The sequence below is a fragment of the Streptomyces sp. NPDC127100 genome (assembly GCF_042724095.1).
Taxonomy (GTDB): domain Bacteria; phylum Actinomycetota; class Actinomycetes; order Streptomycetales; family Streptomycetaceae; genus Streptomyces.
This window is the reverse complement of sequence record NZ_JBHXFL010000016.1, coordinates 76,013-98,559: the sequence shown is the minus strand read 5'-3', so window position 1 is coordinate 98,559 and position 22,547 is coordinate 76,013. Positions and strand designations below refer to the sequence as shown.

Here is a 22,547-nt window from a genome sequence, read left to right as displayed (position 1 = left end):
CGGACTAGACGGCACCCGCCCCCGTCAGCGACCGCACCTCCGTCTCGGCGTGCCTGGCCTCGTCGGCCCTCTCCGTCGAGGTGACCGTGCCGAGCCAGCCGGCGACGAAGCCCAGCGGGATCGAGACCAGGCCGGGGTTCTGCAACGGGAAGTACTGGAAGTCGGCGCCCGGGAACAGCGACTGCGGGCTGCCCGACACCACCGGCGACAGCAGCACGAGCAACACGGCCGGGACCAGTCCGCCGTAGACCGCCCACACCGCGCCGCGTGTGGTGAAGCGGCGCCAGAACAGTGAGAAGAGCAGCACCGGCAGGTTGGCCGACGCGGCGACGGCGAAGGCGAGCCCCACCAGGAAGGCGACGTTGAGGTCGCGGGCGAGCAGGCCGAGGGCGATCGCGACGGCGCCGATCCCGACGGCGGCGACGCGCGCCACGGTGACCTCGCTGCGCGGCTCGGCGTCGCGGCGGCGCAGGGACGCGTACAGGTCGTGGGCCACGGACGCCGAGGAGGCCAGCGTGATGCCGGCGACCACAGCGAGGATGGTGGCGAACGCGACGGCGGCCACGACCGCGAACAGGACCGTGCCACCGGTGGAGCCGGCGCCGCCGCCGAGGTCGAGCGCCAGCAACGGCACCGCCGTGTTGCCCGCCCCGTTCGACGCCCGTACGGCGTCCGGTCCGACGACGGCGGCGGCACCGAACCCGAGCACGATCGTCATCAGGTAGAAGCCGCCGATGAGGCCGATCGACCAGACCACCGAGCGCCGCGCCGCGCGGGCGGTGGGCACGGTGTAGAAGCGGGACAGGATGTGCGGCAGCCCGGCCGTGCCCAGGACCAGGGCGAGTCCGAGGCTGATGAAGTCGAAGCGGGACGTCCAGTCCCCGCCGTACGCCAGTCCCGGCGCCAGGAACGCGTCGCCGTGTCCGCTGCGCTCGGCCGCCGTGCGCAGCAGCCGGTCCACGTCGCCGTGGAAGCGGACCAGGACGAGTGCGGTGAGCGCGACGGTGCCGCCGAGCAGCAGCACCGCCTTCACGATCTGGATCCAGGTGGTGGCCCGCATCCCGCCCAGCGACACGTAGATCACCATCAGCGCGCCGACGCCGATGACGGTCCAGGTCCGCGCCGCGTCACCCGTGCCGCCGAGCAGCAGCGCGACCAGGCTGCCCGCGCCCACCATCTGCGCCACCAGGTACAGCACGGACACGGTGACCGAGGAGGTGCCCGCCGCGATCCGCACCGGCCGTTCCCTCATGCGGGCGGCCACGACGTCCGCGAGGGTGAACCTGCCGCAGTTGCGCACGAGTTCGGCGACCAGGAACAGCACGACGAGCCAGGCGACCAGGAAGCCGACCGAGTACAGCATGCCGTCGTAGCCATAGAGCGCGATGAGGCCGGAGATGCCCAGGAACGAGGCGGCGGACATGTAGTCGCCCGCGATGGCGAAGCCGTTCTCCATCGGCGAGAAGAGACGGCCCCCCGCGTAGAACTCCTCCGCCGATCCCTGCCGGTGACGGCTCACCCATGTCGTGATGCCCAGAGTGACGGCGACGAACGTGCTGAACAGCAGCAGGGCCGGTGTCTGGTGGTCGCCCGTCATGAGGCACCGCCCCGGACGCCACGGGTCAGTTCCTGGGTGTCCCAGCGCAGTTCGAGCGCGGCGCGGTCCCTGCGCAGCCGGGCGTGCCGGGCGTACGCCCAGGTGAGCACGAACGTCGTGAGGAACTGACCGAGTCCCGCCAGCATCGCCACGTTCACCGCACCGGCCACCGGACGGGCCATCAGGTCGGGCGCCGTGGTGGCGGTCACCACATAGGCGACGTACCACGCGAAGAAGGCGGCGACGGCCGGGACCACGAACCTCCGGTACCGGCTGCGGACTTCCTGGAAGGCCGCACTGCGCTGCACCTCCAGGTAGACCTCGGCCGCGCCCGGAGGAGTCCGCTCCGTCGCTCCCCCGCGGGCCGGGGGCACCGCCGCCGCGGGAGCCTCCGCGCCCGCCGACTCGCCCCAACCGGAGGCGAGGGCGTCGTACCAGGGGTCGTCGTACCTCGGGTCCGCGGTCGCCTCGGCGAAGGCCTGGTCCCGGCCGTCGCGGTGGTCGACCGCGACGTCGGGACCGGCCCCGGCACCGCGCGGGCGATCGTTGCTTGACTCCATGCCCAAGGATGGACAGAACGGGAAGATCCCCGACTTCTCTTCCCCCTGCACTTCACCCCATCAGGTGACTCACCCCACCGGTGGCCGCACCGGCCCCTCCCTCTACGCGCAACGCACCGCCCGGGCGCGGTCCTTGATCCCCGCCCTCCACCGGGACAGCACGCGGCCCGGCTCCGGGCCCTGCCCGGAGAGGGACAGGGCCCGGAGCCGGGCCGGGGAGCTGCGGCTAGGCGTCGATGCGCGACCGGTCCAGCGTCGCCGCCGAGTTGGAGATGAACTCCTTGCGGGGAGCGACGTCGTTGCCCATCAGCAGGTCGAAGACCTGCTCGGCGGACTCCAGATCGGTGAGGTTGATCCGGCGCAGGGTGCGGCGGCGCGGGTCCATGGTGGTCTCGGCCAGCTGGTCGGCGTCCATCTCGCCGAGGCCCTTGTAGCGCTGGATGGAGTCCTTGTACCGGACGCCCTTGGTCTGGAACTCCATGAGCTTGTCGCGCAGCTCGCGGTCCGAGTACGTGTAGACGTACTTGTCCTGGCCCTTCTTCGGCTGGGTGAGCTCGATGCGGTGCAGGGGTGGCACCGCGGCGAACACCCGGCCGGCCTCGACCATGGGCCGCATGTAGCGGTGGAACAGCGTCAGGAGCAGCGTCCGGATGTGGGAGCCGTCCACATCGGCGTCGGTCATCATGATGATCTTGCCGTAGCGGGCCGTGTCGATGTCGAAGGTACGGCCCGACCCGGCTCCTATGACCTGGATGATCGCGCCGCACTCGGCGTTCTTCAGCATGTCCGACACGGACGACTTCTGGACGTTGAGGATCTTGCCGCGGATCGGCAGCAGCGCCTGGAACTCGGAGTTCCGGGCGAGCTTCGCCGTACCCAGCGCGGAGTCGCCCTCGACGATGAACAGCTCGCTGCGGTCGACGTCGTCGCTGCGGCAGTCGGCGAGCTTCGCGGGCAGCGAGGAGGACTCCAGGGCCGTCTTGCGGCGCTGGGCGTCCTTGTGCTGCCGGGCCGCGATGCGGGTGCGGGCCGCGGCGACGGCCTTCTCCATGACCACGCGGGCCTGCTGGGCGGCGTCGCGCTTGGTGGAGGTCAGGAACGCCTTGAGTTCCTTGCTGATCACGTTGTTCACGATGCGCCGGGCCGCCGAGGTGCCGAGGACCTCCTTGGTCTGCCCCTCGAACTGCGGCTCGGCGAGACGGACCGTGACGACCGCCGTCAGTCCCTCGAGGGCGTCGTCCTTGACGATGTCGTCCTCGGCGACGCGAAGGAGCTTCTTGGCCCGCAGCACCTCGTTCATCGTCTTGGCGACCGCCTGCTCGAAGCCGGCGACGTGGGTGCCGCCCTTGGGCGTGGCGATGATGTTGACGAACGACCTGACCGTGGTGTCGTACCCGGTGCCCCAGCGCATGGCGACGTCGACGCCCAGGTCGCGGGTGACCTCGGTGGGCGTCATCTGCCCGTACTCGTCGAGGACGGGGACGGTCTCCTTGAAGCTGCCCTGCCCGCTGAAGCGGAGGACGTCGCAGACGGGCCGGTCCGTGGCCAGGAACTCGCAGAACTCGCTGATGCCGCCGTCGAAGCGGAAGGATTCCTCGCCCTTGCTGCCGCCGTCGCCGAGGCCGAACTCGTCACGGACCACGATGGTGAGTCCGGGCACCAGGAAGGCGGTCTGGCGGGCGCGCTGGTGCAGCGTGTCGAGGGAGAGCTTGGCGTCCTTGAGGAAGATCTGCCGGTCGGCCCAGTAGCGCACGCGCGTGCCGGTGCGGCTCTTGGGGATCTTCCTGGCCTTGCGCAGCCCGCTCCCGGCCTCGAACCTGCCGTCCGGGCCCGCACCGGCGAACGCGCCCGGGACTCCGCGCCGGAAGCTGATGGCGTGCGTGTTCCCGCTGCGGTCCACCTCGATGTCGAGACGGGCGGACAGGGCGTTCACCACGGAGGCGCCGACGCCGTGCAGGCCGCCCGAGGCGGCGTACGAGCCACCACCGAACTTGCCTCCCGCGTGCAGCTTGGTCATGACGACCTCGACGCCGGACAGGCCGGTCTTGGGCTCGACGTCGACCGGGATGCCCCGGCCGTTGTCCCGGACCTCCACCGACGCGTCGTCGTGGAGGATCACCTCGATGTGGTCGCAGTAACCCCCGAGGGCCTCGTCGACGGAGTTGTCGATGATCTCCCAGAGGCAGTGCATCAGGCCACGGCTGTCGGTCGACCCGATGTACATACCCGGACGCTTGCGTACGGCCTCGAGCCCCTCGAGGACGAGCAGGTGCCGCGCGGTGTAGTTGGATCCGTCCCGGTCTGCTCCTGCCAGCAGCGCAGTGGACGGCACGGACGTCTCGGCGGTCACGCGGTTCGCTCCTCGCTGAATTTCAGATGGGGCCCCGCTGGGTAACGGCGCGGCTCGGTTCACCGGTCAGAGGGTACCGATGCCTGGTAGAGCCGGTGTAACGCCACCCTCGCGGAAATCCCACCCTAGACCACGGTCGTATACTTGTTCGATCCCTCGATGGAGTGAAGTACACATCACGTTCCCTTCGAGGCATGAACCATTTAGGCTCCGGGCACGTCCTCATGAACAAACCGGCAACCCAGCCGGCGGGACCGACCCACTGACCGACCGCGCGAACCCGTACGACACAGAGACACGCAATACGGCACATTCGCCGCCAACCGGCAACAGCCGGCCACTCGGAAGAAATTTTTTCGAGGAAAAGCCACGAGCGGGAACGTTTTGGGGCTGGTTGGATGTTGACCCTGGTACGACAGCTCGTCGAGCTAGAGAAGAGGCGACGTGACTACTGTTCTGACTTCCGCGAGCCCGTTGACGGCCGCTGATCGCTGCGACCGCTGCGGCGCCCAGGCATACCTGCGCGTCGTCCTGCTGAGCGGCGGAGAACTGCTCTTCTGCGCCCACCACGGTCGCAAGTTCGAGCCGGAACTCAAGAAGATCGCCGCTGAGATACAGGACGAGACGGAGCGGCTCACGGCCGTTCCCGCGTCTTCCTCCGAGGAAGACCGCTGACACTGCGCGCCCCGACGACGAGCGAACCGGCAGAGGCCGGATGACGGGCGGCCGCCTCCGACACGGAGGCGGCAGCCCGTGCTCGTGCCCGGAAGCTCCTCAGGGCGCGTCAGAGGCCCTGGCGCTGCCGCTGGGCCCGGACCGGGCCCTGTCCCAGCCCAACGTCCGCAGAGCGGCGGAGATCCGCGTGTACACCCCGGGGCTGCCGGGTCGCCCGCAGCCGTTCCCCCAGGACACGAGCCCGATGAGTCTCCCCCCGGCGACCAGCGGCCCCCCGCTGTCGCCCTGGCATGCGTCGCGACCGCCGGCCTCCATACCGGCGCACAGCATGGTGTCGGGCCGGTACCTGCCGTCACCACCCCCCGGATAGGCCCTCTGACACAGGCTGTCGGGCAGAACGCGCACGCGTGACGCCCGCAGGCCGTTGGCGTAGTCCCCGGCGCCCGTGGCGTCCCCCCACCCGTAGACCAGCGCTGCCGTCCCCGGTGCGTACGCGGGGTCCCCGTCGGCCGCCATGGCCAGGGCCGAGCCGGCGGGCAGGGCCCTGGAGAGGGTGAGCACGGCGAAGTCGCCGACGTTGCTGGCGTCGTCGTGGGCCGGGTTCACCCAGACGTCCCGTACGGGGATCTCCTCCCCGTCGTCCGAGAGCAGGTCCGTGCGGCCCGCGACGACCTTCAGGTCGCGCACCTGTTCCGGCGGGGATCCCAGGACCTCCTCACCCATGCAGTGGGCCGCCGTGAGCACGGTGGCCGGTCCGACGGCGACTCCGCCGCAGAACTGTCCCGACCGCGTACCTCCGAACCGGTCACGGCTGGAGAGCGCCACGGTCCACGGACTGTCGGACACGTCGACCGGGAACCCCCCGACGACGATGCCGCCGGTGGGGGCCGAGGCGGGTGCCGAAGTCGCGGAGGCCAGTGGTATCGCGGTCGCCGCGGCCGCCAGGACGAGCGGCCGGGCCAGTGCCCGGGCAAAGAGGCGACGCATGCAGACTCCTCACGGAGGGGTGGACAGTGGACACCCAGGGTGATTCACCCCGTCGCCCCTCGCACCCGCTGGTCAGCACGAAGGCCCGGTCCCCCATCGGGGGACCGGGCCTTCGTGCTCCACGCCCGCCTCGGCGGGACGTGCGACCGCTCCTAGTCGAGGTAGTCGCGCAGCACCTGCGAACGCGACGGGTGACGCAGCTTCGACATGGTCTTCGACTCGATCTGGCGGATACGCTCACGCGTCACGCCGTAGACCTTGCCGATCTCGTCGAGGGTCTTCGGCTGACCGTCGGTGAGACCGAACCGCATGGAGACGACACCCGCCTCGCGCTCGGACAGAGTGTCCAGGACCGAGTGCAGCTGCTCCTGGAGGAGCGTGAAGCTGACGGCGTCGGCCGGGACGACGGCCTCGGAGTCCTCGATGAGGTCACCGAACTCGCTGTCGCCGTCCTCGCCCAGCGGGGTGTGCAGGGAGATGGGCTCGCGGCCGTACTTCTGGACCTCGATGACCTTCTCCGGGGTCATGTCGAGTTCCTTGGCCAGCTCCTCCGGGGTGGGCTCGCGGCCCAGGTCCTGGAGCATCTGGCGCTGGACGCGCGCGAGCTTGTTGATGACCTCGACCATGTGCACCGGGATACGGATGGTGCGGGCCTGGTCGGCCATCGCGCGGGTGATCGCCTGACGGATCCACCAGGTGGCATACGTGGAGAACTTGTAGCCCTTGGTGTAGTCGAACTTCTCGACCGCGCGGATCAGACCGAGGTTGCCCTCCTGGATCAGGTCCAGGAAGAGCATGCCGCGGCCGGTGTAGCGCTTGGCCAGGGAGACCACCAGGCGGAGGTTGGCCTCCAGGAGGTGGTTCTTGGCGCGGCGGCCGTCCTCGGCGATGATCTCCAGCTCACGCTTGAGCTTGGGCGCGAGCTTGTCGGAGTTCGCCAGCTTGTCCTCGGCGAACAGACCGGCCTCGATGCGCTTGGCGAGCTCGACCTCCTGCTCGGCGTTGAGCAGGGGGACCTTGCCGATCTGCTTGAGGTAGTCCTTGACCGGGTCGGCGGTGGCGCCGGCCGCGGCGACCTGCTGGGCCGGGGCGTCGTCCTCGTCCTCGTCGGACAGCACGAAGCCCGCGTTCTCGGTGCCCTCGGGCTCCTCGGTCGCGCCCTTCGGCTCCTCGATCGCCTCGTCCTCGAGAAGCTCGCCGTCGTCCTTCTTGGCGGTGGTCTTCTTGGCCGCCGTCTTCTTGGCGGTCGTCTTCTTCGTCGCCGCCTTCTTGGCGGTGGTCTTCTTGGCGGCCGCCTTCTTGGCCGGCGCCTCCTCCTCGACCGCGGAGTCGGTGGCGGGCGCCGCCGGGGCGGTGGGGGCGGTGGCCTTCCTGCTGGTCACCGTCTTCGCCGCGACCGTCTTGGTGGCGGTGCGCTTGGCGGGACTCTTCGCTGCGACGCTCTTTCGGGTGCGCTTGGGCTCTGCGGCACTGACCATCAGCGTCACACCCTCTTCCTCGAGGATCTGGTTGAGGCTGCGCAGTACGTTCTTCCACTGAGTGGCCGGAATCTGGTCAGCTTCGAAGGCCCGACGCACGTCATCGCCGGCGATCTGCCCCTCAGCCTTTCCCCGCTCGATGAGCGCCATGACAGAGACGGATTCGGCGATCTCCGGCGGGAGCGTACGGGATGTGCTGGCCGACACGAACAACCTCTCGGAACGTTGGAAAACGGCTTCCGGCACCGTCCAGGGCGGACAGGAGCCGACCACCGGCTTGGGGATGGGCCGACGGCGCGGGCGGGCGCCGGGGAGATGCACAGCGCCGTGAACGGCGTCCGTATTCCCTCCGCGGCTGTCACCTCTTAGGTCATCGTGTTGTTCCCGCGAGCGTTACGCCCAATCCGCGTGGCCCGAGTCACACCCCGTAAGCGCTCAAAACCTGCCATCTGTGGACAAGAGGGGGCAGCCGCACGTCCGGTTCGACCACACCGGGGGCCTCAAGCGGTTCATCACACCGTCGGAACACCGCGGGAGCGCCGTCGAACACCGCGGGCCCACGGTCGGAACGCCATCGGGACCCCGTCGGACCTCGCGGGATCCCGGAGATCCCGCGAGGTCCGCGGCGGCGGGCCGGCCGGCCACTGCCGGAGGAGGGGGCCGGAGTGACCGGCGCGCGCCGTGTCGGTGGGGTGCGGTCAGTGCTCGCGCGGGGCGGGCACCACGCGGTCCACCTCGGGGTGGACGGCCAGGAGCTGCCGCATGGCCGCCTCGGCCGCGGCGCCGTCACCGGCTGCCAGGGCGTCGACGATCCGCCCGTGCTGCACCAGCGAGGCGTCGTTCGGCCGGTCACAGCCCGTGACCGGTCCGCCGGAGACATGGAGGGCGGCGGAGACGATTCCCGAGAGGTGACCCAGCATGCGATTGCCGGCGACCTGGATGAGCAGGGTGTGGAACTCGGCATCGGCGCGGGAGAAGGTGAGCGCGTCACCCTGCCCCATGGCGTGGCCCATGATCCCGACCATGTCGCCCAGCCGCTGCTGGACGTCCTCGCGCCCGTGCCCGGCGGCCAGGCGGGCCGCGAGCGGCTCGATCGTCCAGCGCAGCTCGCTGAGCTCGCGGCGCTGGTCGTCGCGCTGCGGGCCGAAGGCGCGCCATTCGATGATGTCGGGGTCGAGCAGGTTCCAGTCACTGACGGGACGCACCCGCGTACCGACGTTCGGACGGGCACTGACCAGGCCCTTGGCCTCCAGGACGCGGAGGGACTCACGGACGACGGTGCGGGAGACCTCGAAACGCTGGCCGATCTCCTCGGGCACCAGGGGACGGTCGGCACCCAGATCACCCGAAACGATCATCTGTCCGAGCTGCTGGACGAGTTGCCCGTGCAGTCCGCGCCCCCGGCTGCCCGCGGTACGCCGGCCCACCCGCCCCAGCTCGGGCTCCACGCCTTCCCAGGCGGGCACCCCGACCCGGTCGGCGGCGGGCGCCTCGGTGTACGGGTAGCGGTCGATTTCGCCCTGGTTCGCCAGGCCGGAGTCGGCGGAACGGGCGGCGGTCATCATGGTGTGCGCAAGGGTAGTCACGCATCCTTTGTCGGCGGCGTTCCCAACTCCCTTGAGGTCTTTGGTGAAAAGCACACGAAAGGGTGATCGCTCACCCCGTCGCAATTGACGCCTTATCGGAAAGAAATGGGCTTTCCCCGGGGAGTTGCGCACACGGTCGAACGGGAAGGGAACGAGCACCCTTCATCGGGTCCTGCCGCGCAGGGTCGTGAGCAGGTAGGCGCAGAGCAGAGCGGTCAGCGACAACGCCATGGCGCTGCCCACGGGTTGGGCGAGCACGCGCAGGATCTCGCCGAGGTAGCGCTGTCCGCCGAAGGGCCACTGCGTCAGGAGCACCTCCCGCAGCCTCATCGGAAGGCCGACGGCGGTCCGTACGGACGGGCCCTGCCAGGCCCTCTGTACGAGGGGCACGACGAGGACCGGAACGGCGACCACCGCGGCGAGCCCGGCCGTCGTGGACCGGAAGACCCCCGCGGCCAGCACACCGGACCAGGCGCAGCCGACACATAGCCCGAGCCAACCGGCGCTCAGGGCGGGCCAGTCGGCGGGGACGCGGGAGAACTCGCGGCCGTAGAACAGGTGCAGCACCTCGGCGTCGCAGCCCACCGTGAGAACGGCCAGCACGATCGCGGTGGCGGCGGAGACGACGAGTTTGGCGGTCAGCAGCCCGAGCCGGCGGGGCACGGTGCCCCGGTCCGCCGCCAGGGCGGGGTGACGGAACTCGTCACCGAAGGACAGCGCGCCGAGCAGTCCCGCGCCGAGCGCGGCGGGCGGCAGCGGCAGCTCCCGCGGCCAGGCGGCCAGCAGGCGCGGCTGCGGGGTGTGCCCGATGCGGGCGAGGAGCACGGCGGTGACGGCGGACACGAGCAGGACGGCCGCCCCGACGAGGAACCCGGTGCCGACGCCGGTCGCACGGCGCAGTTCGTACCTGAGCGGCCACAGGGGGCTCGGGGCGGAGCGGACGGAGATGGGGGGCGGGAGCGGGGACAGGGCTCGGCCGGAAGCCGTTGCGGCGGGGGTGCGCGCGGCGCGCGCACGCGGTGTCCCCCGGGAGGCGGGAGCGGTCGGAGAGGACGCGGGGCGGGAGTCGTCCGACGCCGGGTTCGGGGAGTCCTCTCCGGCGTCGGGTCCGGCTCCCCCTTCGGCTCGGGGGGCGTCCTCCGGCGCGGACGCTCCGGAGGCCGAAGCGGCCGCGCGGCCTCCCGGGGACGAGACCTTGTGCGGCACCGGCTGCCCGGGCTCGTCGGCGGTGGCGGCGGACCCGGGTCCGTCGGACCGCGGAGCACCGGCGGGGCCGGGAATCCGACAGGGACCGGCCGGTGCCGTCGCGTCGGCGCGCCCGTGCCGTGGCCCGTCGGACGACGGACCGGCGGCGGGGGCCGAGGTGACGGCGCCGGTGGCCGGGGGTTCCTCGGCGGTGGCCCCGTCGGTGGCCGACGGATCGGCGCCCGTGGCCGAAGCGCCCGTGCCGGCCGGTTGGCGAGCGGCCGGGGCCGGACTGCCTCCGTTGGACCGGTGCAAGTGGACCGGACGTGACCGTTCGGCGGGCGCCGTACCGGACCCCGGCCCCATGTCGCCCACCTCGTCGGCCAGTTGGTGGACGAGGATGCCGTGACGGAAGGCGGCCTCGCCGATGTCGGCGCACGTACTGCCGTACACGGCGAGGCGGTTGCCGCTCTCCTGCACGATCTCGACCGAACGGCGTCCGGTGCGCGCCTCCTTGGCCAGGAGGGCGGCGAGGCGGGCCGCGTGCGGGCTGCGCACGACGACGCGGGGGCGGAGCCGGGTACGGGAGAAGTCCGCGGCCGCCTGGTCGGCGACAACTCTGCCCTGCTCCAGCGTGACGACGTGGTCGGCGTCGCGCGCCGCCTCCTTGGGGTCGGAGGTGCTGAACAGGACGGTGCCGCCCTGCGCAGCGTGGGCGCGCAGGGCGCCGTGCAGCCAGCGGGCCTCACGGGCGGAGAGCGCGCCGGCCGGATCGTCCAGCACCAGGGTGTGCGGATCGGCCAGCAGCGCACAGGCCAGGCCGAGGCGCCGGTCCATACCGCGCGCCAGGGTGCCCAGGCGCTCGTCGCGCAGGTTCACGAGGCCCACCGACTCCAGGACCTCGTCACCACGCCGGACGGGAACACCGGCAGCCGCGCAGAGCATCCGCAGGTGGCCGCGGACGGTACGGGCCGGGTGTCCGGGTACATCGCCCAGCAGCACACCGACCTCGCGCGAGGGGTGGGCGATGCGGTGCAGGGGGCGGCCTCTGAAGTAGGTGATGCCACGGCCGCGTTGCAGTTCGAGCATGAGTCTGAGCACCGTCGCCCCACCCGCGCCCGGGGCTCCGAGCAGTGCGGTGACGCGGCCCGCGCCGGCCTCGAAGGAGACGTCGTCGACGGCGGGCGGATGCTCCTTGCGGGGGATGCTGGTCAATCCGAAGGCCTGGATCACCCGCAGCAAGATAGCGCGCGAAACCTTACATTTCGGGCACCGTGCGGCTTTCCGGGTGCAATGGATCGATTGTGCCGGTCCGTCGCTCGCCTTCGCTCCGGGGCCCGGCCGGGCCCGGCGTCACACCTCGGGGCGCAGCATCGGGGGGTTGAGGAGTGTCGCGCCGCCGGCTCGGAAGAGCTGGGCCGGGCGGCCGCCCTGGCGGGTGGTCGTCCCGCCGGTGGGGACGAGGAAGCCTGGCGTGCCCGTCACCTTGCGGTGGAAGTTGCGCGGGTCGAGGGACACGCTCCACACCGCCTCGTAGACGCGCCGCAGTTCGCCGACGGTGAACTCGGGCGGACAGAACGCGGTGGCCAGCGACGAGTACTCGATCTTGGAACGGGCCCGTTCCACCCCGTCCGCCAGGATCTGGGCGTGGTCGAAGGCGAGCGGTGCCAGCGGCTCGCCGTCGCTGCCGAAACCGCCCTGTTCCAGCAGTTCCTCGACCGGTGCCCAGCGCGCGTTGCTGGCGTCGCCGCCCGCCCGGGGCGCGGGCAGGTCGGGGGCGAGCGCGAGATGCGCGACACTGACCACGCGCATCCGGGGGTCGCGCTTCGGGTCGCCGTACGTCGCTAGCTGCTCCAGATGGGCACCGTTGTCCTGGGCGGGCGCGGCGGGGTCGTGGACGCGCAGCCCCGTCTCCTCGGCCAGCTCCCTCGCCGCCGCCTGCGCCAGGTCCTCGTCGGCCCGCACGAAACCGCCCGGCAGGGCCCAGCGCCCCCGGTACGGCGACTCGCCCCGGCGCACCGCCAGCGCGCACAGGGAGTGGCGGCGCACGGTCAGCACGACCAGGTCCACGGTGACGGCGAAGGGCGGGAAGGCTGACGGGTCGTAGGGCATGCGGCGATCATAGTCGTCTGCCTGACGATAAACACTCCCTTCCCGGGCCGCTTCGGTGACCGGTCCAGGCCGTGCGTCCTCCGCCCCGTCGCCCGCGGACCGGCATCGAGCGGGCCCCGTCGCACCAGGTCACGCCGTCGGTCACCGTCCCTCCCGCATCAGGTGCGCCGCCCGCCCGTGGCCCCCTTGCCCGTGCCCTCCTTGCCCGGTCCCCGTGGGCGCGTACGGGCCTGCCGCGCGCCGCCGGGACGTGCGGCGCCCGCGGCATCGCGTGTCCGTGTCACGTTCGTCCCCGGGCCAGGGCGACGGACGGCACCTTCGGCGACCGCATCCGAACGCGTCCGGCGCCGACGGACGGAAGTCCTCTGCGCCGGGTCTCCGGCCGTCGCGCACGGCACCGGCCCGGCGGCCGGCTCATCCCCGGAGGTCGCGCCGCCGTCCGGCGCGGCGGCCTCGGCCCGCCCCGTGCCGGCACGCTCGGCGCGCAGGCAGCGGCGGACCGACTCGGGGTCCAGACCCTCGTTGCAGGCCTGGTGCAGGAGCCGGGCGAAGAGGTAGTCCGGGTCCGCACCGAGTGCCATGGCCAGGGCCTCCCGGGCCTCGAGCTCGTCGCCGGCCGACCAGGCGACCCATCCCGCGAGGGTGAGCGGCGCCGCGGCGTGTTCGCCGTACGGCCCGACGCAGCGGCGGGCCAGGGCGCGCCACAGCCGCAGCGCGGGGCCCGCTTCCTCACCCTCCATCCAGGCCGCCGCGCGATCGCGGGTCGTGCGGTCCTGGAGGCCGAGGATCAGCGCCGCGGCCTCGTCGTGTCCGAGCAGCCGGTCGTCCCGCAGGTCTTCCGCGGGCATGCCGGACACCGCGGGAGCGCCGGCCAGGCGGCCCATGACCCGTTCGGCCAGGGCGAGCGTCTCGTCGGCGACGTCCGCGCGCCTCGCGTCGTCGAGGAGCCGGGAGACGATCGTCATGCCGGCCGAGTCCAGGGCGGCCTCCTGCTCGTGGGCCGCGGAGTGCTCCCACGGGAGCAGCCTGGCCCGCAGCTCGCGCAGCGAGCCGCGCACCTGGATCCCGGCGTAGGTGGCCGCCGCGGCCAGCACGGACGTGCCGGGCAGTCCCATCGGGACGCCCTCGGACGGGCAGCAGGTCTCGTCGTCGCAGCAGTACGACCAGAAGCGCCCGTCCGAGATGCACAGCGCCTCGACCACCGGGACGTCGAGGGCACCGCACTCGACACGCAGCTTCTGGGCCAGTGGCCGCAGGCGCTCCATCACCTGCCGGCCGGACTCGCCCCGGGGCGGTTCCTGGCAGAGGTAGGCGACCATCTGCTCGGGCCGGGCACCGCGGCGCTCGCTGCCGGTCACCAGGCCGTGGACCAGCTGCCCGGCCGCGCTCGGCCAGTCCTCCCTGTTCGCGGGGATGCCCAGCCGGGCCCGGCCTCCGAACCGGCCCCGTCCGTCCCTGTCGCGCAGGGCGACCAGGACGATGCTGTCCTCGGGTCGGTATCCGAGAAGGTAGGGCAGGGCGTCCGCCAGTTCGGCCGGGGTGCGCAGGGTGACCTGCGGCTCGTCACCGGCGCCGTCGTACGAGGCCCGTGCCGCCCGGTCCGGGGCGGGTCCGGTGATGTCGCCGTTCTCCGCGGATCCGGTCGCTTCGCTGTGGTTCGTCATGGCCCGACGATCTCGCGGATCAGAATGTTCCGCTTTGCCCTGTGGATAACTTCAATCAGGGACACGTCACAGCAGTCTTCGGTGATCCCCACTCCTCCCGCCCGTCGCGCCGGCTGTCGGTCCCGTCCTGTTGTATGGAACGCATGGAGCACACGAACAACGCGGATCTCCGGACAGCGGCCGACACGGTCCTCGCCCGTCTCGTCGGGGACTCCTCCGGCGCGGCCCGCCTGCGGGAGGACCAGTGGCGGGCGATCGAGGCGCTCGTCGCGGACCGGCGCCGGGCCCTGGTCGTCCAGCGGACGGGGTGGGGCAAGTCCGCGGTCTACTTCGTGGCCACCGCGCTGCTGCGGGACCGCGGCAGCGGCCCCACGGTGATCGTCTCCCCGCTGCTCGCGCTGATGCGCAACCAGGTCGAGGCAGCGGCCCGCGCCGGTATCCGCGCCCGGACCATCAACTCCTCCAACACCGAGGAGTGGGGCGCCGTCCAGGACGAGATCGCCGCCGGCGAGGTGGACGTCCTGTTGGTGAGTCCGGAGCGGCTCAACAACCCCGACTTCCGCGACCAGGTGCTGCCCGAGCTCGCCGCCGCCACCGGACTGCTGGTGGTGGACGAGGCACACTGCATCTCCGACTGGGGCCACGACTTCCGCCCGGACTACCGGCGGCTGCGCACGATGCTCAGTGATCTCCCGCCCGGCGTGCCGGTCCTGGCGACGACCGCCACCGCCAACGCCCGCGTCACCGCCGACGTCGCGGAGCAGCTGGGCACCGGGGGCACGTCGGACGCCCTGGTGCTGCGCGGACCGCTGGACCGGGAGAGCCTCAGTCTGAACGTGCTGCGGCTGTCCGACGCCGCGCACCGGATGGCCTGGCTCGCCGACCACCTCCACGAGCTGCCGGGCTCCGGCATCATCTACACACTCACGGTGGCCGCGGCCGAAGAAGTCACCGCCTTCCTCCGGCAGCGTGGCCACACCGTCGCCTCCTACACGGGCCGGACCGAGAACGCCGACCGGCAGCAGGCCGAGGACGACCTGCTCGCCAACCGGGTCAAGGCCCTGGTCGCCACCTCGGCGCTGGGGATGGGGTTCGACAAGCCTGACCTGGGCTTCGTGGTGCACCTCGGCTCGCCCTCCTCCCCCATCGCGTACTACCAGCAGGTCGGCCGCGCCGGACGCGGTGTCGATCACGCCGAGGTGCTCCTGCTGCCCGGCAAGGAGGACGAGGCGATCTGGGCCTACTTCGCCTCGCTGGCCTTCCCCGCCGAGGACCTGGTGCGCCGCACCCTCGACGTCCTCGCACACGCCGAGCGGCCCCTGTCGCTGCCCGCGCTGGAACCTCTGGTGGAGCTGCGCCGCTCCCGTCTGGAGACCATGCTCAAGGTCCTCGACGTGGACGGGGCGGTGAAGCGGGTCAAGGGCGGCTGGACCGCGACCGGCCGGCCGTGGACGTACGACGCCGAGCGGTACGACTGGGTCGCCCGGCAGCGCAGGGCCGAGCAGCAGGCGATGCGCTACTACGCGTCGACGACGGACTGCCGGATGGAGTTCCTCCAGCGCCAGTTGGACGACGAGGGCGCCAAACCCTGTGGCCACTGCGACAACTGCGCCGGCCCGCGCTTCACGGCGGACACCTCCACCGCCGCCCTGGACGCAGCGCGGGTCGACCTGGGCCGGGCCGGTGTCGAGGTGGAGCCGCGCCGGATGTGGCCGACCGGCCTCCCGGCGATCGGCGTCGAGCTGAAGGGCCGTATCCCCGCCGGGGAACAGGCGGCGCCGGGGCGGGCGTTGGGCCGCCTCTCGGACATCGGCTGGGGCAACCGGCTGCGCCCGATGCTGACGGCCCACGCTCCGGACGGCCCGGTGCCGGACGACGTCGCGAAGGCCGTCGTGACGGTGCTGGCCGACTGGGCGAAGGGGCCGGGCGGCTGGGCCTCCGGCGCCGCCGACGCCCCGCCGCGTCCCGCCGGAGTCGTGACGGTCGCCTCGCGCTCGCGCCCGCGGCTGATCCACTCGCTCGGTGCGCGCATCGCCGAGGTGGGCCGGCTGCCCCTGCTCGGTTCGGTCGAGTACACGGGTGACGCGCCGCCGATGTCCCGCAGCAACAGCGCGCAGCGCCTCAAGGCGCTCGACGGGATGCTCGCGGTGCCGCCCGCCCTTGCCGCCGCGCTCAGCGGTCAGGACGGTCCGGTGCTCCTCGTGGACGACTACATGGAGACCGGCTGGACCCTCGCGGTCGCCGCCCGGCTGCTCCGTCGCGCGGGCGCGCCGGGGGTGTTGCCCCTGGTCCTGGCCGTGCAGGGCTGACCGGCCGCCGGTACGCGCACGGCCGCAGGGGGTCGCTCACCGCCCGTCGGGGCGGTGCGCCCCATGCGTCGCCCGGGGTCCGTCTGGGTAGGGATATAGAACGCGCATCATCCGATAACGGTCGACGGTCCCAATTGCTCGTTGCCGCATCCCAGTTCGACAGGAAGAATTGAAGTCCGCTCCCCGCACGGCTCGTCCGTGTCCCGGCAGGGCTTCACTGCGGTGCGCGCTCCCCCGAATCCGACCCCGCCCGCAGTGTGGGCGCGTAGCCGAAGGGAGGAACGTGACCTTCGGATTCGCCTCGTCCTCGGCGGCGTCTTTGTCGCCGTCCAACGCCTCCGCCACCCGCCTGCTCGAACCCGCGGAGTGGGCCTCGGCCGGGATCCCGCTGCTGCGCAATCCGCGGGAGGTCGTCAGCGGTCTGCACGCGCGGCACCGTCCCGGGCCGGCCACCGCGATCGTGGCCGTGCTCGATCCGGACGAACGGGTGCGCGCGAGCGCCTCGTTCACCAGCCGCCGCGCACCGGCCGACGGATGGATGTTCCGCAACGCGCTGCTCGCCCAGCTCCGCCGGGTCATCCCGCACGACCTGCGGCGCCGCACTCCGGTGCGCACCGCCGTACTGCTCTACTGCCGGGAGGGCGACGCGCGCTGGACGGAGGAGGACGGCGCGTGGATGTGGGGACTGCGCGACGCCTGCACACTGCACGGGCTGCGCTGCGGGGCGTACATCACGCTGACCCGCGACGGATGGCAGGTCCTCGGTGAGGGCCGTGGCGGCCGCCGGCCCAACGCGACGTCGGCACCGGAGCCGTTCGCCCTGTCGGAGGCACCGCCCCCGCCGCCGCGTACCGGCGGTGTCGCCTCGGAGGTACTGCGCCGCGCGGCGGCCCGCTGAGCGACGGTGCTGCCGGTACGCCGGCCCGCACCACCGGAGCGGGGCCCGGCGGGACCGTCGGCGCCACCCGTCCCCGCCGGACACGACCGGTGCGCCCGGCGCCGTCCGTACGCCCCCGTGCCCCGCAACAGGACCGTGGGCGGCCGCACTTCGGCGTACCGGCTCCCACCGCGGGCGGGCGGCGGTGCGCCCGGCCGACGTCGGCCGCCGGGACCCGCCGATGCCGCCGCCGTCCGTCGCCGGCGCGGCGGTGCCGGCGTCCTGCCCGGCCTCAGCGGCCGGCGTCCGGCACCCGTGACGCGCAGGGCTCAGGCGCTCGCGCCCAGCACCGAGTTGATCCGCTGCGGGTCACCGCAGACGATCAACAGGGTGCCCGCCCGGGAGTGGGCCGCCGACAGGGCGGTGACGGCAGCGTCTTCGGGGCCGCCGTTGAGCGCGACGACGACCACGGGACGTGACGCGGCACGGTCGGCGACGGCGGCGTCCGCGTAGAAGACGTCGTCGCCCGCGTCGTGCTGCGCCCAGTAGGCGGCGTCGCCGAAGGACAGTTCGTGGGCGGCCCACGGGTGCGGATCACCGGTGGTCACCACCAGCACGTCACCGGGGGTGCGACCCGAGTCCAGGAGCAGGTCCACGGCCTCCTCGGCCGCGTCGAGCGCGCCCTCGGGAGAAGCCGGGATCAGCTGGATCTGCAGGCCGGCCGCGGTGGCGGCGGGAGTGGCCGGACCCGAGGGTCCGGTCTTGGCCGGGGCCGCGTCGCGCGAGGTGCGTTGCGCCGGCGGCGCCGGCCGCAGGGGGCCGGGGCGACCGGGGCGCGGCGGGGCCGCGGGACGGGGGCCGGGTACGGGGCGGGGGGTCGGCGCGGTGCGGCCACTGGCCGGAGTGGCGCGGGGACCCTGGGCCTTCTCGTGAATCTGAGGCTCCTCGGGAATGAGAGGCATGAGCTGATTTTTATCAAACGTTGGTGCGGCTCGCGTCGGCGGGTGGCGCATGCCTGCGAGCGGAACCGTCAGAAGTCGAAGCCGAGCTGGCCCTCGATCTCCGGAACGTTTCCGTCCACCCAGGTGCGGACCTTCTTGAGGTGCCGCCACCGGGGCAGCGCATCAAGATACGCCCACGACAACCGGTGGTACGGGGTGGGACCCCGCTCCGCCAGTGCGGCCTTGTGCACGGGCGACGGATACCCGGCGTTGTCCGCGAAACCGAAGTCTGCATGGTCGATACCCAGTTCGGCCATCATTTTGTCGCGTTGGACCTTGGCGAGCACCGAAGCCGCCGCGACAGCCACGCAGGACTGGTCGCCCTTGATCACCGTACGGACCCGCCAGGGCGCCCCGAGATAGTCGTGCTTGCCGTCGAGGATGACGGCGTCGGGGCGGACGGGCAGGGTCTCCAGGGCACGCACCGCGGCCAGTCGCAGCGCCGCGGTCATCCCCAGTGCGTCGATCTCCTCCGGAGAGGCGTGCCCCAGGGCGTAGGAAGTCACCCAGCCCCGCAGCTCCGTGGCGAGCTCGGTCCGTCGCTTGACGGTGAGCAGCTTGGAGTCGGTGAGGCCCACCGGGGGCCGACGCAGTCCGGTGACCGCGGCGCAGACGGTTACGGGACCCGCCCACGCGCCGCGCCCCACCTCGTCGACACCGGCGATGACCTTGGCTCCGGTCGTGGCGCGGAGTGAGCGCTCGACGGTGTGAGTAGGTGGTTCGTACGGCATGGCGTCCTTAGCCTACGCCGCCCCGGGCGTCCCGTGACACCCCGGTTCCCGGAACGGCGCCGCACCTCTCGAAGCCGGGGATCAGGCGCCTGCGGGGCGCAGCAGCGGGACCATCATGCAGTCGACCATCTCCTCGATCTCCTGATCCGACCATTCACTGCCGCGAATCTTCGATCGGTACATCATCATCGCCGGTACAGCGTCGAAGACATAACCGTTGGCCGCCGCCTCACGCACCTCTCCGCGCTCTATTCCACGGGTGATGACTTCCCGGAGCATCGTGATGGTCGGCTCGACGACCCCTTCGAGGATCACCGCATGGAAGCGCTCCGCCTGCATCGTGTCGCATTCGTGAATGACCGCCCGCAGGGCGAACCCTGGGCGCGAGAACATCGCGTCGCGAGCCCGCCGGCAGAGCGCCAGGAGGTCGTCGCGCACGCTCCCGAGGTCGGGCACGGCATCGAAGCCCGGCAGCCCCGACCGCAGGGCGTCCGCGACGAGTTCCTCCTTGGACGACCAGCGGCGGTAGACCGCCGCCTTGCCCGTCTGGGCGCCGGCGGCCACACCCTCCATCGTCAGGCCGTTCCAGCCGACGGTGCCGAGCTGCTCCAGCGCGGCATCGAGGATCGCGCGTTCGAGGACCGCACCACGCCGGCGGGAGGGCGTCGGGGCGGGGGCGGTCCAGGGCGAGGGAACCATTCGGGGGTCTCCTGGAAGCAGAGAGCGGGTGTTCGGGGACGGGTGCGCGACGCGCTCCCACAACGGGGGACGGGGACACGCGCGCGGCAACTGCGGGAGTGAACGCTTGCGTTCACTGTCAGGGAGTCACTACCGTTGACTCAACAGTGAACGCGAGCGTTCACTAAGTCATTCGTGGGGGACACATAGTGACGACCTCTTCCCTGATCAAAGACCGGAAGCCGGGAGCCGCCCGCCGGGAGGGACGGCCCGGCATCGCGCTGACGGTCATCGCGGCCTGCCAACTCATGGTGGTACTGGACGCGACGATTGTGAACATCGCGCTCCCGCACATTCAAGAGGCACTCGCGTTCAGCACCACCGACCTCACATGGGTCGTCAGTGCCTACACGCTCACCTTCGGCGGGCTGCTGCTGCTCGGCGGCCGGGCCGGTGACATCCTCGGCCGGCGCCGCGTCTTCATGACCGGCATCCTGCTCTTCACCTTCGCCTCGCTGCTCGGCGGCTTCGCCCAGGAGCCCTGGCAGTTGCTGGCCGCACGCGTCCTGCAGGGCATGGGAGGCGCCATCGCCTCGCCCACGTCGCTGGCGCTCATCACGACCACCTTTCCGGAGGGCCCGGAGCGGAACCGGGCCTTCGGAGTCTTCGCGGCCGTCTCCGCGGGCGGCGGCGCCATCGGCCTGCTCGCGGGCGGCATGCTCACCGAGTGGCTCGACTGGCGCTGGGTGCTCTTCGTCAACGTGCCGATCGGCCTGCTGATCGCCGTGCTGACGCCGGTCTACATCAGCGAGTCCGAGCGGCACACCGGACGCTTCGACATCGCCGGGGCGGTGACCTCGACGGCAGGCATGGCATCCCTCGTCTACGGCTTCATCCGTGCCGCGGACCAGGGCTGGCGGGACACCCTCACCATCGGGTCCTTCGCTGCGGCGGCGGTGCTGCTGCTGGCCTTCACGCTCATCGAGTCGCGGGCCAGGGAACCGATCACCCCGTTGAAGATGTTCGCCGACCGCAACCGCTCCGGCACCTACGTGATCATGCTGTGCCTCGCCGCCGCGATGTTCGGCATGTTCTTCTACATCGTGCTGTTCGTCCAGAACGTACTGGGCTACACCCCGATCCAGGCCGGCCTCGCCTTCCTGCCGGTCACGGTCGTCATCGCGATCGGCGCGGGTCTGTCCCAGCGCTTCCTGCCCCTGTTCGGTCCGAAGCCGTTCATGCTCGTGGGCTCGGCGCTCGCGGCGATCGGACTCGGCTGGCAGGCCCTGATCAGCTCCGACAGCTCCTACGTGGGCGGCATCCTGGGCCCGATGCTGATCTTCGGCTTCGGCATGGGCCTGAACTTCGTGACTCTGACGCTCACCGCGGTCTCCGGAGTCGCGCCACACGAAGCCGGCGCGGCGTCCGGGCTACTCAACGCGATGCAGCAGGTGGGCGGGTCGATCGGCCTGGCCATCCTGACGACCGTGTTCGGCACGGCCAGCAAGGACGAGGCAGCCAGACTGGTGCCGGACTTCCTCGCCAACAGCACGCCCGAGCAGAAGGCGGAGTTCGCCCGGACGCACCAGCTGCCCGCTCCCTGGGCGCACCAGATACTGGCCGAGGGCATCTCGGCGGCCTTCATCCCCGCCGCGGCCATGGCCGTCCTCGCCCTGGTCACCGCCTGGCTGATGATCCGGGTCCGCAGGAGCGACCTGGAGGCTCTCGCCGGGAAGGCAGGGGCCGGGACGGGGTGATGGCCGGGCCGGACGGCCCTCACACGCGGCGGCCGCCGCCTCCCCGTACGCCGGGGCGGCGGCCGACGAGTCACCCGGCCGGTCCGCCGGCTACGGCCATCCAGCTCGGCAGCGCCTCGGTCCGGTCCGCCCACTCGGCCGGTGGCGCGCCCGCCCGCCCGGAGCCGGCGATCACCCCGCCCACGATCGCGCAGGTCGTGTCCACGTCCCCGCCGACCTGGGCGGTCGTCCAGAAGGCCCGCTCGTAGTCGTCGAGGGAGCGCGCGGCGGACCAGAGCGCGAAGGGCACGGTGTCGTGGGCGGTCGTACGCCTGCCGCAGCCCAGCACGGCGGCGACGGTGGCCGCGTCGCCGTAGTCGAGCATGTCCCGGGCGCGGCGCAGCCCGGCGCCGACAGCGCTCTTCGGCACGAGGGCGATCACCCCGTCGAGGAGCGCGTGCCCGTCGGGCGGCCCGTCGGCCGAAGCCGCCAGCGCGGCCGCGGCGGCGACCGCCATGGCACCGACCACCGCCTCGCGGTGCTGATGCGTGGGGTAAGCCGAGATCTCGGCCTGGTGCGTCGCCTGCTCGGGGTCGTCCGCGTACCAGGCGCCCAGGGGAGCGATGCGCATCGCGGCGCCGTTGCCCCAGGAGCCCTGGCCGTTGAAGAGCGCGGCGGCGAGTTCGCGCCAGTCGCCGCCCTCGCGGACCAGCCGCAGCAGCCGGTTGACCGCCGGCCCGTAGCCGCGGTCGAAGTCGTGGTGTTCGGCGAAGGAGTGGGCCAGGGCGTCCTGGTCGATGCGGTGGTGGGCGGCCAGGACGGCGACCACGGAGGCGGCCATCTCGGTGTCGTCGGTCCACTGCCAGATTCCGGGCGGCAGCTCGCGGCGCTTGAGCAGCGGGTAGTTCGCGGGCACGAAGAACTGTGAGCCCAGCGCGTCCCCCACCGACAGTCCGCGCAGGCTGGCCAGGGCCCGGTCCAGGCGCCCGTCAGGAGATGAATGAGCGGTCATCGCCCAGCA

17 protein-coding genes are annotated in these 22,547 nt (G+C 72.2%); 4 read left to right on the top strand and 13 right to left on the bottom strand.

Going from position 1 to position 22,547, the window contains the following annotated elements; all coding sequences use genetic code 11:
• Nucleotides 1-4 precede the first annotated feature (4 nt).
• From ACFWJB_RS17635 to ACFWJB_RS17625, 3 genes are all read right to left on the bottom strand, one after another.
• Entirely contained in the window at nucleotides 5-1,597 is a 1,593-nt protein-coding gene (locus ACFWJB_RS17635; protein ID WP_386923154.1) for a cation acetate symporter, read from the bottom strand.
• Nucleotides 1,594-2,157 (bottom strand): DUF485 domain-containing protein, encoded by a 564-nt coding sequence (locus ACFWJB_RS17630; protein WP_386923152.1) that lies wholly within the window; start codon nucleotides 2,155-2,157, stop codon nucleotides 1,594-1,596. The genes ACFWJB_RS17635 and ACFWJB_RS17630 overlap by 4 nt, the downstream gene beginning before the upstream one ends.
• A gap of 226 nt (nucleotides 2,158-2,383) precedes the next feature.
• Nucleotides 2,384-4,507 carry a type IIA DNA topoisomerase subunit B gene (locus ACFWJB_RS17625; protein WP_386923150.1) on the bottom strand — a complete coding sequence of 708 codons (2,124 nt, stop codon included), beginning with the start codon at nucleotides 4,505-4,507 and terminating at the stop codon, nucleotides 2,384-2,386.
• 444 nt (nucleotides 4,508-4,951) lie between these two features.
• Here ACFWJB_RS17625 and ACFWJB_RS17620 point away from each other — a divergent pair, with 444 nt between their 5' ends.
• On the top strand, nucleotides 4,952-5,182 hold the full coding sequence (locus tag ACFWJB_RS17620; protein WP_385473539.1) for a hypothetical protein: 231 nt from the start codon (nucleotides 4,952-4,954) through the stop codon (nucleotides 5,180-5,182).
• Nucleotides 5,183-5,281: 99 nt separating this feature from the next.
• Here ACFWJB_RS17620 and ACFWJB_RS17615 read toward each other — a convergent pair whose 3' ends face one another.
• The 6 genes from ACFWJB_RS17615 to ACFWJB_RS17590 all read right to left on the bottom strand — a co-directional run bounded on the left by ACFWJB_RS17615 (nucleotide 5,282) and on the right by ACFWJB_RS17590 (nucleotide 14,194).
• Nucleotides 5,282-6,169: a S1 family peptidase gene (locus tag ACFWJB_RS17615; protein WP_386923148.1), complete on the bottom strand. Its 888-nt coding sequence runs from the start codon at nucleotides 6,167-6,169 to the stop codon at nucleotides 5,282-5,284.
• 152 nt (nucleotides 6,170-6,321) lie between these two features.
• Nucleotides 6,322-7,854, bottom strand: coding sequence for an RNA polymerase sigma factor (locus ACFWJB_RS17610; RefSeq protein ID WP_385473270.1), 1,533 nt, complete (start codon nucleotides 7,852-7,854; stop codon nucleotides 6,322-6,324).
• 491 nt (nucleotides 7,855-8,345) lie between these two features.
• The gene (locus ACFWJB_RS17605) at nucleotides 8,346-9,233 is read right to left on the bottom strand and encodes a FadR/GntR family transcriptional regulator (protein ID WP_385473267.1); all 888 of its coding nucleotides are present in this window, start codon (nucleotides 9,231-9,233) and stop codon (nucleotides 8,346-8,348) included.
• A gap of 162 nt (nucleotides 9,234-9,395) precedes the next feature.
• Complete coding sequence (locus ACFWJB_RS17600) at nucleotides 9,396-11,651, bottom strand: ATP-binding cassette domain-containing protein (protein WP_386923145.1); 2,256 nt, start codon at nucleotides 11,649-11,651, stop codon at nucleotides 9,396-9,398.
• A 120-nt stretch (nucleotides 11,652-11,771) separates the two neighbouring features.
• Nucleotides 11,772-12,530: an NUDIX domain-containing protein gene (locus ACFWJB_RS17595; RefSeq protein WP_386923143.1), complete on the bottom strand. Its 759-nt coding sequence runs from the start codon at nucleotides 12,528-12,530 to the stop codon at nucleotides 11,772-11,774.
• 158 nt (nucleotides 12,531-12,688) lie between these two features.
• Nucleotides 12,689-14,194 (bottom strand): DUF4192 domain-containing protein, encoded by a 1,506-nt coding sequence (locus ACFWJB_RS17590; RefSeq protein ID WP_385469366.1) that lies wholly within the window; start codon nucleotides 14,192-14,194, stop codon nucleotides 12,689-12,691.
• Nucleotides 14,195-14,337: 143 nt separating this feature from the next.
• Between ACFWJB_RS17590 and ACFWJB_RS17585 the strand changes: the two genes are divergently transcribed.
• Nucleotides 14,338-16,503, top strand: coding sequence for a RecQ family ATP-dependent DNA helicase (locus ACFWJB_RS17585; RefSeq protein WP_386923141.1), 2,166 nt, complete (start codon nucleotides 14,338-14,340; stop codon nucleotides 16,501-16,503).
• A 283-nt stretch (nucleotides 16,504-16,786) separates the two neighbouring features.
• The gene (locus ACFWJB_RS17580) at nucleotides 16,787-17,401 is read left to right on the top strand and encodes a hypothetical protein (protein WP_386923139.1); all 615 of its coding nucleotides are present in this window, start codon (nucleotides 16,787-16,789) and stop codon (nucleotides 17,399-17,401) included.
• 308 nt (nucleotides 17,402-17,709) lie between these two features.
• Here ACFWJB_RS17580 and ACFWJB_RS17575 read toward each other — a convergent pair whose 3' ends face one another.
• The 3 genes from ACFWJB_RS17575 to ACFWJB_RS17565 form a co-directional block, all read right to left on the bottom strand.
• On the bottom strand, nucleotides 17,710-18,342 hold the full coding sequence (locus ACFWJB_RS17575) for a hypothetical protein (protein ID WP_386923137.1): 633 nt from the start codon (nucleotides 18,340-18,342) through the stop codon (nucleotides 17,710-17,712).
• Between the two features lie 68 nt (nucleotides 18,343-18,410).
• Nucleotides 18,411-19,112 (bottom strand): ribonuclease HII, encoded by a 702-nt coding sequence (locus tag ACFWJB_RS17570; protein WP_385469373.1) that lies wholly within the window; start codon nucleotides 19,110-19,112, stop codon nucleotides 18,411-18,413.
• An 81-nt stretch (nucleotides 19,113-19,193) separates the two neighbouring features.
• Entirely contained in the window at nucleotides 19,194-19,811 is a 618-nt protein-coding gene (locus ACFWJB_RS17565; RefSeq protein WP_386923135.1) for a TetR/AcrR family transcriptional regulator, read from the bottom strand.
• Between the two features lie 188 nt (nucleotides 19,812-19,999).
• Here ACFWJB_RS17565 and ACFWJB_RS17560 point away from each other — a divergent pair, with 188 nt between their 5' ends.
• Nucleotides 20,000-21,547: an MFS transporter gene (locus tag ACFWJB_RS17560; protein ID WP_386923133.1), complete on the top strand. Its 1,548-nt coding sequence runs from the start codon at nucleotides 20,000-20,002 to the stop codon at nucleotides 21,545-21,547.
• Between the two features lie 70 nt (nucleotides 21,548-21,617).
• Here ACFWJB_RS17560 and ACFWJB_RS17555 read toward each other — a convergent pair whose 3' ends face one another.
• Nucleotides 21,618-22,538: an ADP-ribosylglycohydrolase family protein gene (locus tag ACFWJB_RS17555; protein ID WP_386923131.1), complete on the bottom strand. Its 921-nt coding sequence runs from the start codon at nucleotides 22,536-22,538 to the stop codon at nucleotides 21,618-21,620.
• Nucleotides 22,539-22,547 lie beyond the last annotated feature (9 nt).

Bases quoted from the DNA above. Each gene is read 5' to 3' on its own strand.
- ACFWJB_RS17635 (WP_386923154.1), bottom strand. From the start codon at position 1,597: ATGACGGGCGACCACCAGACACCGGCCCTGCTGCTGTTCAGCACGTTC.
- ACFWJB_RS17630 (WP_386923152.1), bottom strand. From the start codon at position 2,157: ATGGAGTCAAGCAACGATCGCCCGCGCGGTGCCGGGGCCGGTCCCGAC.
- ACFWJB_RS17615 (WP_386923148.1), bottom strand. From the start codon at position 6,169: ATGCGTCGCCTCTTTGCCCGGGCACTGGCCCGGCCGCTCGTCCTGGCG.
- ACFWJB_RS17595 (WP_386923143.1), bottom strand. From the start codon at position 12,530: ATGCCCTACGACCCGTCAGCCTTCCCGCCCTTCGCCGTCACCGTGGAC.
- ACFWJB_RS17590 (WP_385469366.1), bottom strand. From the start codon at position 14,194: ATGACGAACCACAGCGAAGCGACCGGATCCGCGGAGAACGGCGACATC.
- ACFWJB_RS17585 (WP_386923141.1), top strand. From the start codon at position 14,338: ATGGAGCACACGAACAACGCGGATCTCCGGACAGCGGCCGACACGGTC.
- ACFWJB_RS17575 (WP_386923137.1), bottom strand. From the start codon at position 18,342: ATGCCTCTCATTCCCGAGGAGCCTCAGATTCACGAGAAGGCCCAGGGT.
- ACFWJB_RS17570 (WP_385469373.1), bottom strand. From the start codon at position 19,112: ATGCCGTACGAACCACCTACTCACACCGTCGAGCGCTCACTCCGCGCC.
- ACFWJB_RS17565 (WP_386923135.1), bottom strand. From the start codon at position 19,811: ATGGTTCCCTCGCCCTGGACCGCCCCCGCCCCGACGCCCTCCCGCCGG.
- ACFWJB_RS17555 (WP_386923131.1), bottom strand. From the start codon at position 22,538: ATGACCGCTCATTCATCTCCTGACGGGCGCCTGGACCGGGCCCTGGCC.